Source organism: Streptomyces sp. RK9, from assembly GCF_045070545.1.
GTDB lineage: Bacteria > Actinomycetota > Actinomycetes > Streptomycetales > Streptomycetaceae > Streptomyces > Streptomyces alboflavus.
This window is the reverse complement of sequence record NZ_CP173703.1, coordinates 4,477,110-4,491,121: the sequence shown is the minus strand read 5'-3', so window position 1 is coordinate 4,491,121 and position 14,012 is coordinate 4,477,110. Positions and strand designations below refer to the sequence as shown.

Annotated in this window: 19 protein-coding genes; 10 read left to right on the top strand and 9 right to left on the bottom strand. The window is 73.7% G+C overall.

Going from position 1 to position 14,012, the window contains the following annotated elements; all coding sequences use genetic code 11:
• Positions 1-7: 7 nt before the first annotated feature.
• The 4 genes from AB6L24_RS18355 to AB6L24_RS18340 all read right to left on the bottom strand — a co-directional run bounded on the left by AB6L24_RS18355 (position 8) and on the right by AB6L24_RS18340 (position 2,684).
• A complete protein-coding gene (locus AB6L24_RS18355; protein WP_405656477.1) occupies positions 8-550 on the bottom strand; it encodes a TlpA family protein disulfide reductase in 543 nt (180 codons plus the stop codon).
• A 76-nt stretch (positions 551-626) separates the two neighbouring features.
• The gene (locus AB6L24_RS18350) at positions 627-1,271 is read right to left on the bottom strand and encodes a MauE/DoxX family redox-associated membrane protein (protein ID WP_405656475.1); all 645 of its coding nucleotides are present in this window, start codon (positions 1,269-1,271) and stop codon (positions 627-629) included.
• Between the two features lie 136 nt (positions 1,272-1,407).
• Positions 1,408-1,635 (bottom strand): hypothetical protein, encoded by a 228-nt coding sequence (locus AB6L24_RS18345; protein WP_405656473.1) that lies wholly within the window; start codon positions 1,633-1,635, stop codon positions 1,408-1,410.
• Positions 1,636-1,700: 65 nt separating this feature from the next.
• Positions 1,701-2,684: a helix-turn-helix domain-containing protein gene (locus AB6L24_RS18340; protein WP_405656471.1), complete on the bottom strand. Its 984-nt coding sequence runs from the start codon at positions 2,682-2,684 to the stop codon at positions 1,701-1,703.
• A gap of 416 nt (positions 2,685-3,100) precedes the next feature.
• Here AB6L24_RS18340 and AB6L24_RS18335 point away from each other — a divergent pair, with 416 nt between their 5' ends.
• Positions 3,101-3,433, top strand: a complete 333-nt coding sequence (locus AB6L24_RS18335; protein WP_405657213.1) for an alpha/beta hydrolase — start codon at positions 3,101-3,103, stop codon at positions 3,431-3,433.
• On the opposite strand, the gene AB6L24_RS18330 is transcribed toward AB6L24_RS18335, so the two are convergent.
• On the bottom strand, positions 3,384-3,923 hold the full coding sequence (locus AB6L24_RS18330) for a polyketide cyclase (protein WP_405656469.1): 540 nt from the start codon (positions 3,921-3,923) through the stop codon (positions 3,384-3,386). The genes AB6L24_RS18335 and AB6L24_RS18330 overlap by 50 nt on opposite strands.
• A 275-nt stretch (positions 3,924-4,198) precedes the next feature.
• On the opposite strand from AB6L24_RS18330, the gene AB6L24_RS18325 reads away from it, so the two are divergent.
• A complete protein-coding gene (locus tag AB6L24_RS18325; RefSeq protein WP_405656468.1) occupies positions 4,199-4,462 on the top strand; it encodes a hypothetical protein in 264 nt (87 codons plus the stop codon).
• A gap of 81 nt (positions 4,463-4,543) precedes the next feature.
• Here AB6L24_RS18325 and AB6L24_RS18320 read toward each other — a convergent pair whose 3' ends face one another.
• Entirely contained in the window at positions 4,544-4,972 is a 429-nt protein-coding gene (locus AB6L24_RS18320) for a nuclear transport factor 2 family protein (protein WP_405656467.1), read from the bottom strand.
• Between the two features lie 132 nt (positions 4,973-5,104).
• On the opposite strand from AB6L24_RS18320, the gene AB6L24_RS18315 reads away from it, so the two are divergent.
• From AB6L24_RS18315 to AB6L24_RS18305, 3 genes are all read left to right on the top strand, one after another.
• A complete protein-coding gene (locus AB6L24_RS18315) occupies positions 5,105-5,695 on the top strand; it encodes a TetR/AcrR family transcriptional regulator (protein ID WP_405656466.1) in 591 nt (196 codons plus the stop codon).
• A gap of 104 nt (positions 5,696-5,799) precedes the next feature.
• Positions 5,800-7,203: an NADP-dependent succinic semialdehyde dehydrogenase gene (locus AB6L24_RS18310; protein ID WP_405656465.1), complete on the top strand. Its 1,404-nt coding sequence runs from the start codon at positions 5,800-5,802 to the stop codon at positions 7,201-7,203.
• Between the two features lie 28 nt (positions 7,204-7,231).
• Positions 7,232-8,266, top strand: coding sequence for a PHP domain-containing protein (locus tag AB6L24_RS18305; RefSeq protein WP_405656463.1), 1,035 nt, complete (start codon positions 7,232-7,234; stop codon positions 8,264-8,266).
• Positions 8,267-8,283: 17 nt separating this feature from the next.
• On the opposite strand, the gene AB6L24_RS18300 is transcribed toward AB6L24_RS18305, so the two are convergent.
• Entirely contained in the window at positions 8,284-9,042 is a 759-nt protein-coding gene (locus AB6L24_RS18300) for a dienelactone hydrolase family protein (protein WP_405656462.1), read from the bottom strand.
• Positions 9,043-9,090: 48 nt separating this feature from the next.
• Positions 9,091-9,363, bottom strand: coding sequence for an SDR family NAD(P)-dependent oxidoreductase (locus AB6L24_RS18295; RefSeq protein ID WP_405657212.1), 273 nt, complete (start codon positions 9,361-9,363; stop codon positions 9,091-9,093).
• On the opposite strand from AB6L24_RS18295, the gene AB6L24_RS18290 reads away from it, so the two are divergent.
• On the top strand, positions 9,355-9,513 hold the full coding sequence (locus AB6L24_RS18290) for a hypothetical protein (protein WP_405657238.1): 159 nt from the start codon (positions 9,355-9,357) through the stop codon (positions 9,511-9,513). The two genes, AB6L24_RS18295 and AB6L24_RS18290, sit on opposite strands and share 9 nt — an antisense overlap.
• Before the next feature lie 21 nt (positions 9,514-9,534).
• Here AB6L24_RS18290 and AB6L24_RS18285 read toward each other — a convergent pair whose 3' ends face one another.
• Positions 9,535-10,119, bottom strand: a complete 585-nt coding sequence (locus AB6L24_RS18285) for a helix-turn-helix domain-containing protein (RefSeq protein ID WP_405656461.1) — start codon at positions 10,117-10,119, stop codon at positions 9,535-9,537.
• An 87-nt stretch (positions 10,120-10,206) separates the two neighbouring features.
• On the opposite strand from AB6L24_RS18285, the gene AB6L24_RS18280 reads away from it, so the two are divergent.
• The 4 genes from AB6L24_RS18280 (at position 10,207) to AB6L24_RS18265 (ending at position 13,829) form a co-directional block, all read left to right on the top strand.
• Positions 10,207-10,833, top strand: a complete 627-nt coding sequence (locus AB6L24_RS18280) for an SAM-dependent methyltransferase (protein ID WP_405656460.1) — start codon at positions 10,207-10,209, stop codon at positions 10,831-10,833.
• 66 nt (positions 10,834-10,899) lie between these two features.
• Positions 10,900-11,400 (top strand): DinB family protein, encoded by a 501-nt coding sequence (locus tag AB6L24_RS18275; RefSeq protein ID WP_405656459.1) that lies wholly within the window; start codon positions 10,900-10,902, stop codon positions 11,398-11,400.
• A gap of 176 nt (positions 11,401-11,576) precedes the next feature.
• Positions 11,577-12,578: a glycoside hydrolase family 43 protein gene (locus AB6L24_RS18270; protein WP_405656457.1), complete on the top strand. Its 1,002-nt coding sequence runs from the start codon at positions 11,577-11,579 to the stop codon at positions 12,576-12,578.
• A gap of 330 nt (positions 12,579-12,908) precedes the next feature.
• A complete protein-coding gene (locus AB6L24_RS18265) occupies positions 12,909-13,829 on the top strand; it encodes a helix-turn-helix domain-containing protein (RefSeq protein ID WP_405656455.1) in 921 nt (306 codons plus the stop codon).
• The last annotated feature ends 183 nt before the right edge of the window (positions 13,830-14,012 follow it).

Sequence of the window (14,012 nt, the reverse complement as noted above, 5' to 3'; positions counted from 1 at the left end):
GCTCCGGTCACGCGGGCAGGTCGGCCGGGCGGGTCAGCGTCACGTCGTCGTCCACGACGGCGTACCGGCCCTCGGCGTCACGGTCGGCGCGCAGGACGCTCGGCAGGGCGCGGATCCGGAACGCGGTGGCGAGGGCGCCGCCGGGCTCCTCGACGACGACGTGTGCGACGTCGCTCAGCTCGGCCACGAACGCGGCGGCCTCGTCGGCGTCGCCGACGACGGTGGCGATCACCGAGGAGCGTCCGCCCGGCTCCTGCCGCGCGTACTCGACGAAGCGGGGCAGCTTGTCCCGGCAGGGCTCGCAGGTCGGGGAGAAGAAGCCGAACAGCACGGGACCGGAAAGCAGGTCGCGCATCAGGGGTTCCCCGAGGGTGCTCGTCGTGTCGAACTCGCCCACCTCCTCGCCCACTTCGAGCTGGGACGGCTCTCCCCGCGCGGCGCCGAGCAACTGGGTGTGCTCCCGCAGCCGTTTGACGACACCGAGGGTGAGGACCAGGTTCAGCGCGCAGAGGATTCCGACGAGGGTCACAGCGGCGGACAGGACGGGCATGACGGCTCCTTGGCTCCTTGGTGGGCGTGCGGGGGCGGCGGGTGTGCGGGGCGGCTGCTTGGGTGCGCGGGTCGGCTCAGTGAGCGTGCGGTTCCGCGGTGCGCGGGGGCGCGGGCAGCGGCCGGAAGAGGGCGAGGAGGTGGTCGAGCTGGGTGACGAGGGCTCCGGCGACGAGCCCCGCGACCCCGGCCACCAGGCCACCGCCCGGCGGGGCGTCGGCGGCCGTCGGTGCGCCGAGTGCCCCGGCCAGCGCGAGGGCGCAGAGCACGGCGTTGCGTACGAGGTGGGGGGTGCCGAGCGGGGTCGAGGAGGCGCCGAAGCAGCGACAGGGGGCGGTGGCTCCCCGGCGCAGGGCCGCCGCGATGCCCACGGTGAAGGCCGTCAAGAGGGCGGCGGCGACGAGGAGTCCGGCCGTCGTGGCGCCCCGCGCCGGGACGGCGAGGAGCACGCACACGGCCGCTTCCCCGGCGATGACGGTCAGGGCGACCGGGCGGACGAGGGCAGGCGGTACGACGCGGAGGGACCGGACGGAGGCGAGGAAGGCGGCGAAGGCGTCGCCTCTGGTCCCACCCCGTGTCGCCCCGCCCTTGCCCCCACGCCGCGCCCGGTCCTTCGCCCCGCCCCGCCCCCCGTCCTTCGCCCCGCCGGCGACCTTGCCGACGAGGGACACCAGGAACACAAGCCCCAGCAGTGCGCGGGCTCCCGCGATCAGGTACTCCATGGGTCGTCCTCCGAGGGCACGGGGGTCGGGCGAGCCGGTGGCCACGGCGTTGTGGGCACGGGGCTCGCGCGGCGGGAGGGAGCCGTGCGGTGGGCGGGCACCCACCGCACGGCGGTCACGACGGGACAGTCGGATGTCAGGCGCACGTCCCCGAGCCGGGGGTGCAGTTGGCGCAGCGGTCGTAGACCCAGGGGCCGCCGCTGCACGGGCGCTTCTGGTACCACCTGTTCCCGGTAGCAGCACAGCCGGAGCTGCCCTGCACGCACCTGCGGCACGTACACGCCGCCTCCGCGGCGGACGCCTCCACCGTCGGCACCAGGCGGTCCAGCATCCTGCTGCCCAGCCCTTCGAGCTTTCGGAACATGTCTCGCTCCTTAGGGGTCGTGGGGACACCGTGTAGATGCCCCTGCCACGAGAGTGCGGGCACGGCTACGGGGCTGTCGTTGTCCCCGGGCGCAGGGCGGTTGTCGATGCGTGCAGGGTCGCGCGGCGCCGGAAGTCGCGCGGCGCGGCGCCGTACGCGGACCGGAACGCCCGGCTGAAGTGCGCCTTGTCGGGGAAGCCCCAGCGTGCGGCGATGGAGTGGATCGGCTGCCCCGCGAGGCGCGGATCGGCGAGGTCGCGCCGGCATCGTTCGAGCCGTTCCTGCCGGATCCAGGCGGCCACGGTCAGTCCGTCCTCCTCGAAGAGGCTGTAGAGGGTGCGCCGGGACATCTGGTGGGCCGCCGCGATGTCGTCGGGGGTGAGGGGGTCGGCGAGGTGGCGTCGGACGAACTGCCGGATCTGTGTGCGGAGGGCTTGTCTGCGGTCCTCGGGGAGCAGGGCATCGTCGGGGCTGACGGCGCCGCGGAGCACGGAGGCGATCAGGCTCGTGGTGACGTCGGTGAGGAAAGGCCCGTCGGCCTGGGCGAATTCGTGCGCGCGGGCCGTGATGTCGGACAGCCAGCGCGACAGCGCGACGCCCATGCCGGGACCGAGGGGGACGGGAGCGACGTGGAGCCGCTGGACGCTGCGCGGAGGCAACTGCAGGACGGCGCGCGAGAATTGGACGATCACGAAGGAGTGGGCTCCGGTGGGGCCGTCGAACTGCCCGCTGTAGGGCCGGGAGCTGTCCATCAACACCATCTGCCCGGCGCCGACGCGGGTGCGGCGCCGCCCGGTGTCGAGGGTGGCCTGGCCTCTGCGCATGTGGAGCACGTGGCAGACCTGCGGGTCGTAGCGGTGGATGAGCCGCAGCGTGCGGGCGAAGCTGGTCGATGGGCACGCCAGGGCCGCGACCCACACGCCGCCGAGGTGCAGGGCGCGAAGGCCCACTCGTAATCGCGGCGGCCCGGCGGACCGCAGCGCCGGTACGTGCCACAGCCCCGCGATCTCGTCCAGGACCGCGCGGTGCGGCCGGAGCGTTCGGGCCATGCGGATGCCTCCCTCCGGTGCCGTGGTGGTGGGGTGCGCACCCCGGGGAGGGGGCGCTGCCATCAGGCTGGAGGGAAGGGCGCCTTGAGGCACGGGATGATCTGTCCGGGACGTGTCCGGGACAGTGCGCACCCTCGTTCTGTCCCGGTTCGCCCCGGTACGGACCGGCCCCGGTTCCGGGCGGCGCCACCCGGTTGCGAGGCCCGGACCCGGCCCGCGCGGTCACCCGAGTGGTCTCGGTATGAGTGAGGGCCGTGGAGGACCCGGTCTACGGTGGGACGGCAGACGCGGGGGATGTGCGCCTCGGGCACCGGACCGGAAGGGTGCCGCGATGGCCCTGAGCCCCATCGACCCGCAGATCGCGGCGCTGCTGCAGCAGTTCGGGGTGGACGGGCCGCCGCCAGCCGCCGCGCCCACTGTGGCGGAGATGCGGGCGGGCAACCGGACGCTGTCGCTCGCGGTCGCGCCCGACCCGCCGATCGAGGCGGCTTCGGTGCGCGACGACCGCCTGGTCGGGGTGTCCGTGCGGATCTACCGGCCACAGGGGTCCGGTCCGGCGCCGACGGTCGCGGGACGAGGGTCTGGCCTACGCCGACACCCTGGCCGCCGCCGGTGTCCCGGTCCGCAGGCACCGGTATCCCGGGCTCATCCACGGGTTCATCAGCTACGACACCCGCTCCCGGGTGGTCGACGCCGCCGTCACCGAGATGTACGCCGAGCTGGGCGCACTCCTGCGGCCGTCGCGGTAGTCCCGGCGCGGGCTGCCGGTGCGGCGAGGTCGGCCAGGTGGGCCAGCGAGTCGGTGAGGTGTTCGGGGCCGAACGGCGGGAACTCGAGGTACGCACGGACGGACTGCGGGACGGCCGACCAGTCGTAGGTGAGCGTGACCTCGGTCGTGGACGGGCCGAGCGGTGTCAGGTCGTAGCGCCAGAACCAGCCGCCGAACTCCAGGTTGCCGTCGCCCTTGGGGTCGTACCCCGTCAGCCAGCCGATGGCGTGCGGCGGGTCGAGGACGTGGACCTTGTTGGCCACCTGGTAGTCGCCGTCGGGGTGGCCGGGGTGGTACATGTCCATCCGGAAGATCTGCCCCACCTCGCTCAACCGCGCCCGGTCCACAGGGTCCTGGACCCAGCCGGTGCCGTCGATCGCGGCATGGGTCGTCGGGTCCGCGAGGACCGCGAACACGCCCGCGATCGGCACGGTGATCGTGAGGGTGGCGCTCACGTTCTCCTCGGCCATGGTGCGCACGCTCCTTGTCGTCTCGTCGTCCCCCTGCCGCAGGCGCGTGGGGACGCGCCCACCATGCAGACGACTCGGCGCCGCAGAACTCATCGGTCGTCCCGTATGCCTTCACTCGATGCCCACATAATCGGCCGCGATATCCGGCTATCGGTCAATTCACCACGGAATACGCACTTCCCGTTGCCCGACCCAACAGGTCTGGACCAGTCTTCCTTCAGCCGGCGGAGCACGGACCCCGCCGGCCCCTGACCACAAAGGGAGGGCTCACCGTCATGCCCCTGCGCAAGCTGCTCGCCACCGCGGCCGCCGCCACTGCCATCGCCGGCGCCGGAGTGCTGGCCGCTCCGGCGGCCCAGGCCGACACGGTGTCGGCCGCGACCATCCGTCCGACGGCGTGGATCCCCTGGGGTACGTACTCGGATCTGGCCAGTTGCCACCACGCGGGCCAGTGGGCGGTCCAGAACGCCGGAGCGTCCAACTACACCTGCTCCCAGACCGCGCCCCACCAGTACGCGTTGTACATCTACCGCGTCTGACGCCCACACATGGACAGCGCGAGCGCCCGCAGCCGGTTCCCCGGCGGCGGGCGCGCCCTCGCCCCCCTCCCCCCGGTCCCGCTACTCCCGCCGCTCGGGTTCAGGAGCCGTCGGCGTGTCGGTGACGATCCGGGTGCAGCCGTGGGACTCGGCCATCCGGCCGTCCGGCGTGAAGGTGTAGAACGCCACGACCTCCGTCGCGATCCGCTTCCTGCGCGTCGCCGCGTGGATGGTGAGGCGTGCCGCGATCCGGTCGCCGTCCGCGATGGCCTCGTGGACCTCGAACCGGGCCTCGTCGTCCGGCGCCAGGTTCTTGCGCACGGGGCGGATGTGGGCGAGGAGCTCGTCCCAGTCCAGCCGGATGCCGTCGCTCACCATCACGATGTCGGGCGCGTAGAAGCGGGCCATGGCCGGGGCCGGGTCGTGGTCGCCCCGCACGACCTGCTCGTGGAACGTGGTGAAGAAGTCGGTGATGAACTGCTCGGGCGTGCTCTGGGCCAGTGGCTTCACGGCTGTCCTCTCCGGGCGCGCCGCATGACGCTCCCCTTCGGGCGCGGCGGGGCGGCCCGCACGGCACCGCCCCAGCAACTCTTACAGCCTGTAAGATATGGAGAACCCATCAACTTTGACAAGGTGTAAGAGTTGAGTTCTCCTCCACGGCGCCGCGCCGACGCCGAACGCAGCCGTACCGCCGTCCTCGACGCGGCCGTCCAGCTCCTCGGCGAGCGCCCCGACGCGGGCATGGCCGCCGTCGCGACCGCGGCCGGAGTCACCCGGCAGACCGTCTACGCCCACTTCTCCTCCCGGGACGACCTGCTCACGGCCGTCGTCGACCGCGTGACGGAGCGGGTGGCGGAGGCGATGGACGCCGCGGGCGCCGACGAGGGCCCGGCGCCGGACGCGCTCCTCCGGCTGCTCGACGCGGCCTGGCGCGCCGCCGAGACGTACCCGGCCCTGGTCAGCCTCGGCGCCCGCGCGGCACCGCCCGACGAGGACCGGGAGCGCCACCGTCCGATCGCCGACCGCATCGCGCACGTCCTCGAACGCGGGCGTGGCGGCGGCGCGTTCGACCCGGGGCCCGCGCTCTCCTGGCAGGTGGCGGCCGTGATCGCACTGAGCCACGCCACGGCGGAGGAGACCCGGGCAGGACGCGTGCCCGCCGCCGAGGCCACGGCCGCCCTCCACGCCGGGCTGCTGCGGCTCCTCGCCCCGGACGCCGCCGGGGGATCCTGACGCCGCGAGCCGCCGCCCGTCCCGCGGCGCCCTCCGCGTTGCGCCCGCACGCCCGACGCGACAAGGTCGAAGCATCGGGTGAGACCTACCAGGAGGGCAGGCGCATGCCCATCGCAACGGTGAATCCGGCGACCGGCAGGACCGAGCGGACCTTCGAACCACTGGGGGCCAATGAGGTCGAGGAGCGCCTCGCCCGGGCAGCGGCATCCTTCGCGCACTACCGCACCACCTCCTTCGCCGACCGGGCCGGCCTCCTGCACCGCGCCGCCCGCCTCCTCGACGAGGAGGCGGACACCGTCGCGCGCACCATCACCAGGGAGATGGGCAAGCCCCTGGCCGCCGCCCGGGCGGAGGCGGGGAAGTGCGCCAAGGCCATGCGCTGGTACGCCGACCACGCCGAGGGCCTGCTGGCCGACGAGCACCCCGCCGACGACGATGTGCGTGACTCCGGCGCCGGCAGGGTGTTCGTGCGCTACCGGCCGGTCGGCGTCGTCCTCGCCGTGATGCCGTGGAACTTCCCCCTCTGGCAGGTGGTCCGGTTCGCCGCGCCCGCCCTGATGGCGGGCAACGTCGGGCTGCTCAAGCACGCTTCGAACGTGCCGCAGACGGCCCTCTACCTGGGGGACCTCTTCCGCCGCGCGGGCTTCGACGAGGGCTGCTTCCAGACGCTGCTCATCGGGTCCGGCGCCGTCGAGGACGTCCTGCGCGATCCGCGCGTCGCCGCCGCCACGCTCACCGGCAGCGAGGGCGCGGGGCGGGCGGTCGCCTCCGTCGCCGGGGACGAGATCAAGAAGACCGTGCTGGAGCTGGGCGGCAGCGATCCGTTCGTCGTGATGCCGTCGGCCGACGTGGACGCCGCCGCGCGTACCGCCGTGACGGCCCGGGTGCAGAACGCGGGCCAGTCCTGCATCGCCGCCAAGCGGTTCATCGTGCACACCGAGGTCCACGACGCGTTCCTGGAGAGGTTCAGCGAGCGCATGGCAGCCCTGACCGTCGGCGACCCGATGGCCGAGGACACCGACGTGGGCCCGCTGTCCGGCGCGCAGGGCCGGGCCGACCTGGAGGAACTGGTCGAGGACGCCGTGCGCCGCGGCGCCGTCACACACTGCGGCGGACAGCGGCCCAAGGGACTCGACCCGAGCCTGAGCGACGGATTCTTCTACGAGCCGACCGTACTCTCCGGCATCACCCCCGAGATGCGCATCCACCACGAGGAGACCTTCGGCCCCGTGGCCACCGTCTACCGGGTCGCGGACCTCGACGAAGCCGTCTCCGTCGCCAACGACACGCCTTTCGGCCTGAGTTCCAACGTGTGGACCCGCGACGACGGCGATGTGGAGCGTTTCGTACGCGATCTGCAGGCGGGCGGCGTCTTCTTCAACGGCATGACCGCCTCGCACCCGGCGTTCCCGTTCGGCGGCGTCAAGCGTTCCGGCTACGGCCGTGAGCTGTCCGGCCACGGCATCAAGGAGTTCTGCAACGCCACCACGGTGTGGTTCCGCGCATGAGGCGCGCCACGGTCGGGAGGTGGTGCCGATGGAGCCCGTCGAGGCGCTGAGCAGGATCGCCTTCCTCCTCGAACGCGCCCAGTCCCCCACCTACCGGGTGCGGGCCTTCCGTACCGCCGCGGCCGCCGTCGCCGCCCTCCCGCCGGACGATCTCGCCGAGCGGGTGCGGACGGGGACCCTTGAGGCGCTGAAGGGCGTAGGACCGAAGACGGGGAAGGTGGTGCGGGAGGCGCTGCGCGGTGAAGTGCCCGCGTATCTCGCCGACTTGGAGGAGGCGTCCCGCAAGCCGCTGGTGACCGACGGCGGCACACGGCTGCGTTCCCTGCTGCGCGGCGACTGCCACCTGCACTCCGACTGGTCCGACGGCGGCAGCGGCATCGAGGAGATGGGCAGGACCGCCGCCGCCCTCGGCCACGAGTGGGCCGTGCTCACCGATCACTCGCCGCGCCTGACGATCGCGCGCGGACTCTCGCCGGACCGGCTGCGCGCGCAGCTGGACGTCGTGGCCGAACTCAACGCGAAGTGGGCGCCGTTCCGGCTGCTCACCGGCATCGAGTGCGACATCCTGCCGGACGGCACGCTCGACCAGGATCCCGAACTCCTCGCCCGGCTCGACGTCGTGGTCGTCTCCGTCCACTCCAAGCTGCGCATGGACGCGCCCGCCATGACCCGCCGCATGCTGAAGGCCGTGCGCAACCCGCACGCAGACATCCTCGGCCACTGCACCGGCCGCCTCCTCGGCGAGCGGGGCCGGCCCGAATCGGCCTTCGACGCCGACGCGGTGTTCGCCGCCTGCGCCGAGTCCGGGACGGCCGTGGAGATCAACAGCAGGCCCGAACGCAAGGACCCGCCGCGACGGCTCCTGCGCCGGGCGGTCGCCGCGGGCACTCTGTTCGCCGTCGACACCGACGCCCACGCGCCCGGCCAGCTCGACTGGCAGATCATCGGGTGCGCGCGGGCCGAGGAGTGCGAGGTGCCGGTGGAGCGCGTGGTCACGGCGTGGGGCGTCGACGAGCTGCTGGCGTGGACGGGCGGGGCCGGGGCGGTCGGGAACGGCCGGTAGCCGTTCCCGATGCCACGTCAGCGCGGCCCTCGCACCTCCAGGGTGCGGCTGAGGAGCGGGAGCAGCCGGTCCCAGTGGTGCTGGCGTGCAGCGGGGCTGAAGGCCGCCGTGTCGGCCATGGTGAAGCCGTGGACGGTGTCGGGGTAGATCTCCGTGGCGTAGCCGACACCCGCGGCGTCCAGGGCCTCGTTGAGCTCGCTGATGGCCTCGGGGGTCATGTCGCCCTCGGCGAGGCCGATGTGGACGTCGGCGGTGAGTTCGGGGATGCGGCGGTGCGGGCTGTCGGGCGCGTCGGTGACCAGGGCCCCGGGGTGGAATCCGGCGACGGCGGCCACCCGGCCGGGGTGGGCCGTCGCGGTGCGCATCGCGAGAACCGCGCCCAGGCAGTAGCCCAGCACGCCGACCGGCCCCTCGCTCACCTCGGGCTGCTCGGTGAGGAACGCGAGGTAGGCGTCCGCGTCGCGCAGGACCCGCTCCGTGGTGTGCGCCTCGACCAGGGGCATGAGCTGGGCGAAGAGCCCGGGGCGATCCTCCTCGCCTATGTGCTCGGGCAGTTCGACGAGCGGTGTCGGGCCGTGCCGGTAGTAGATGTTGGGGACGAGTACGTAGTAGCCGTGCCCGGCCAGTTCGCGGGCCATGTCCTCCAGGACGGGCCGCAGGCCGAACGCGTCCATGTACAGCAGCACGCCCGGGTGCCGCTCGCCGTCGTCGGGGAACGCGGCGAAGCCGTCGACCTGTCCGTCCGGGGTGGGAATCCGCAGTGTCTTCATGGGCATGGTCACGAACCTAGCAGTGATGATCAACTCGCCTTCCGGCAGGAAGGGTCAGATGGTCACCGTGGCCACGTGCACCCCTTCCGGGGCGAGTTCGGTGTGCAGGGCGTGCGCCCAGTTGCGCAGGCCGGCCATGGCCATGCCGACGTTGGCGAGGAACAGCGCCGGGATCGTGGAGGAGACTCCGGTGGTCAGCAGCACCGTGCCGTCGCCCTGGGCGCGCATCCCCGGCAGGACGTGCCGCACGGCGGTCACGGCCCCCAGGACGTGCAGCTCGAACTGCGCGGTGACGGAGGCGACCGTGGTCCCGGCCGCGTGCGTGATCGGCGCGTCGAGTACGCCCTCACCGGGCTCGGCTCGACCCTGCTGGCCGCCGCCACCGCGCTGGGCGACTGGGCCACCGCCCACCGCACGGAGATCGGCGCCAACCGGCGCCGCTACGACCACGCCCATCCGCCGCGCGCCCGCGCCTGACCGGCCCGGGGCGCGCCGGGCTCAGCCCCCGTGGGGACCGGCGCGGACGTGCGCCCGGACGCCCTGCAGGCCGAACAGGATGAGCAGTTCGACCGCGCCCCCGTCGGCGCTGCCCAGCCAGTGCGGCATGGCCGTGTCGAACTCGGCCGCCTCACCGGTCGGCAGCGTCATGTCGCGCTCGCCGAGCACCAGGCGCAGGCGGCCGCTGAGGACGTACAGCCATTCGTAGCCCTCGTGGGTCTGCGGGGTCGGTTCCAGCGGCTGCGGCCGCGCGGGGATGATCATTTTGAAGGCGTGCACGCCGCCCGGCCGCCGGGACAGCGGCAGGAAGACCATCCCGAACCGCTCGATCGGCTTCAGATGGATCCGTGGGTCGCCCGTGCGCGGGGCGCCGACGAGGTCGTCCAGCGGCACGTCGTAGATCCGGGCGAGCGGCAGCAGCAGTTCCAGGCTCGCCCGGCGCTGTCCGCTCTCCAGCCGGGACAGGGTGCTCTCCGACACCCCGGTCGCCGCCGCGAGATCGGCGAGCGTGATGCCGCGCTCGCGCCGCAGCGCCCGCAGCCGCGGTCCCACCGCGTCGAGTACGTCTTCCGTTCCACGGTCCACGGGGCCATCTTGCCGGAACCGCAAGATTGCGTGCCAGGTTCCGCCGGGCCTGCCGACACTGAGCGCATCCCGACACAAGGAGCCTCGATGAGCACCCACGAAGCAGTCACATTCTGGGAAGACGTCTACGGCGGCCGCCAGGCGGCCACCGACCCGCGGCCGAACCAGCGGCTCGCCCAGATCGCCGCGGGTTTTCCGCCCGGTGACGCGCTGGACCTGGGCTGCGGCGACGGCGGCGACGCGCTGTGGCTCGCCCGCCAGGGGTGGCGGGTCACCGCCGTCGACATCGCGGCCGTGGCGGTCGAGCGGCTGTCCGGCCTCGCCCGCGCCCGCGGCCTCGGCGACCGGGTCGTCACCGCGCGGCACGACCTGCAGGAGTCCTTCCCGCAGGGCACGTACGACCTGATCTCCGCCCACTACCTCCAGACCCCCTTCGCCCTGGACCGGGCGACGGTCCTGCGGAGGGCCGCGCACGCGCTGCGTCCGGGCGGGCGACTCCTGGTCGTCGACCACGGCTCGGCCGCGCCGTGGTCGTGGAACCAGGACCCCGACGTCCACTACCCGACCCCGGAGGAAGTCGCCGCGGGCATCGGCCTCGACCCGATGACGTGGACGGTCGAGCGGGCCGACACACCGCGCAGGACAGCGACCGGACCGGACGGACGCACGGCCGAGGTCACCGACCACATCCTGCTCGTCCGCCGCACCGCCTGACCCGGCGCCGTCGTCCCTTTCTCCGGCCTCCGGCCTCACCCACCGCTCTCCCGAAGGACCACCACCATGCCCACCACCTCCCGCCGCCCCCGCCGCACCGACACCCCTCCGCCCCGTACCGGCGGCAGCGAGGCCGACGTCCTGCGCGGCTTCCTCGACTATCTGCGGGCCTCGATGGCCGCGAAGGTCGACGGCGCGCCCGAGCCGCAGGTCCGTACCGCTGCGGTGCCTTCGGGCACGAATCTGCTCGGTCTGCTCCAGCACCTGACGTTCGTCGAGCGCGCGATCTTCCTCGGGGACCAGGTGTCCGACTGGCAGGCGACGTTCCGTGCCGCGCCGACGGACAGCGTGGCCGACGTCGTCGCCCGCTACCGAGAGGCGGTCGCCCGCGCCGACGACGTGCTCGACGGATGCGTCGACCTCGGCGCGCCGGTACCCCGGCCGCGCCCGGGGAAGCCCGCCCCCAGCGTCCGCTGGGCCCTCACCCACATGATCGAGGAGACCGGTCGGCACGCCGGTCACGCGGACATCCTGCGCGAGCTGATCGACGGCGCGACCGGACGCTGACGCCTCCGCGCACGCGGGTGGCCGGACTGCGGCACAAGGCGCGCCGACGAGGCCGGGGCCGCCGGGCGGGCGCCTCGAGGAACCCGGCCGGGCCGTGCCCGTATCGGCGGGCCGTCTCGCACGTTGGCCGGGTGACCTTGTCGGTCCCGCGAGACGAGAGACGAGAACCCAGCCCGATGCGCGCTCATCCCCGCAGGCGTCCTGCCGGAAGGACCCTGCTCCTCTTCGCCGCCCTGGCCCTCCCCCTGACCCTCGGTCAGGCGCCCGCCCCTGCCGCGGCCCCCGCTCCCCCGCCCGTCGTGGCCCCCGTCCTCGACCAGGAGTTCGCCGACCCGGACATCGTCAAGGCGGGCCGCACGTACCACGCGTACGCGACCCACGGCGCCACGCAGAACATCCAGCACGCCACGTCCACCGACCTCAGGCACTGGAAGGCCGACAGCGGCGACGTGCTGCCGGTGCTCGGGGCGTGGGCGCTGCCGAAGCGCGACCTGGTGTGGGCGCCGGAGGTGTACGACAACGGCGACGGCTACACGATGCACTACACCGCCCACGACCGCGCGAGCGACAAGCAGTGCGTGGGCGTCGCCCTGTCCGACACGCCGGACGGGCCGTTCCGGCCGGTCGGCGACGGGCCGCTGATCTGTCCGGCGGCGCAGGGCGGCGCGATCGACGCATCGAGCCACACCGAGGACGGGCAGCGGTACGTGCTGTGGAAGAACGACGGCAACTGCTGCGGCCTGGGGACCCGGCTGTACCTCCAGCCCACCTCGTGGGACGGCACCCGGGTCACCGGGGAACCGGTGCCGCTGGTCGAGCGGGACCAGGAGTGGGAGGGCCCGCTCGTGGAGGCCCCCACGCTCGTGCGGCGCGGCGGCCGCCATGTGCTGTTCTACTCGGCGCACTTCTACCGCGGCGACCAGTACCTGACCGCGTACGCGGTGGCGGACGAGCTGACCGGCCCGTACGTGAAGGCGTCCGGCCCGCTCATGACGACGGGCGGCTTCTCGGGCGCCGTCCGCGGGCCCGGCGGGCAGGACGTGGTGACCGGTCCGGACGGCCGGGACCGCATCGTCTTCCACGGCTGGAACGCCGACTACACCCAGCGGGCCATGTACCTCGCCGGCCTGAGCTTCGTGGACGGCCGACCGGTCGTGGGCGACGTCGAGGTGCCGTGAGGGTGGGCAGGGCGAAGCGTGCGCGATACATGAGGAGGTTCCCTTCGGGATGGGTGGGGCCGCCCGGCGGCGGTGCCGCGCCGGTGCGGTCCTGCCGACGCGTCCGTCGACCGGCGCGGTCACCCGCGGCGGTGAGCGGTCACCCGCAGAGGTGAATCGCCGGGCCGGTGGCCTGAGTTTGCGGGGGTCGGCCACCGCGCACCACCGCGTCCCGCTTGCTTCCCGCATCTCGGGATAAATACATTCCTGACCTGCTGGGACGTGCCCGTCCCGGGACAGGAAGCAGCGAGGGCGGGACGCCGTCGCCGGCCATCCAGGGGGCTGTTCTCGATGACCGACCACGGAGGACGCGAGCACCCCCCGGCCCCCGGCGGACGCGAGCACCCCACCGCGGCACGGCAGTTGGGCGCGGCGCTGCGGGCGCTCCAGCAGCGTTCGGGACGTACGTTGCGGAGCCTGGAGGAGCAGGTACGGATCAGCGACTCGTCGCTCTCACGCTACTTCCGGGGCGACACCGTGCCGCCCTGGCCGGTGGTCCGTGACGTGTGCCGGGCGCTCGGCGGCGACCCGACCGAGTTCCGGGCGCTGTGGGAGGCGGCCGACCGCAGCCGGCCCGAGCCTCCGCCCGAGCCCGCGGCTTCGTCGTCGCCCGCTGCCGGCCGGTTCGCTGTCGTGCGGGCCCGCCTGACCGGTCGCTGGGCGTTCGCGACGGCGGGTGCCGTGGCCGGGCTGCTCGCCGGGGTCGTCGTCGCCGTGCTGACGCTCAAGACCGCGCCGCCGGGTCCCGCCGCTGGTGCCGGTACGGCCGCCGGTTCCACCGGGCGGGTCCCGGTCGCCGAGGGCAGCGTGCGCGCCGACGAGGCCTCGGCCGACGCGCCGAAGCCGCCGGAGGCGACGCGGATCCTCGTCAGCCGGGCCACGGGCAACTGCCTGGACGACAGCCTCGACAAGGGCCTGCGCTCCTACGCGTGCAACGGGATGCCGTACCAGTGGTGGACCGTCAACCGGTCGGCCGACGGCGGCCGTCAGCTCCGCAACCACGCCACGGGAAAGTGCCTCGACGACGGCGGGAAAGGACTGCGTACGGTGCCGTGCGGCGCCGCGCCGTCCCAGAGGTGGCTGTTCGTCGCGGGGGCCGACGAAGCGGTGGGGGTGCGGAACACGGTCACGGGAAGGTGTCTCGCCGACCACAGCCGCCCGGGTCTGCGGGCGTTGCGGTGCGCGTCCACGCGGCACCAGAAGTGGGCGTGAGGGGCGGCCGTCGTCGCCGGTCGCGCCGGACCGGGGCCGGCGGCGCCGGAGCGCACGCGGAGGGGGACGAACCGGCCCGGGAGGCGCCTGCTGTCTCTCCGTCCACCTCGGCACGCACCGAACGAGCGGTTTGCGGAAGGGGCTCTTCCAAGGGTGTCGCCGACGGTGGACTCTCGCCCTGAA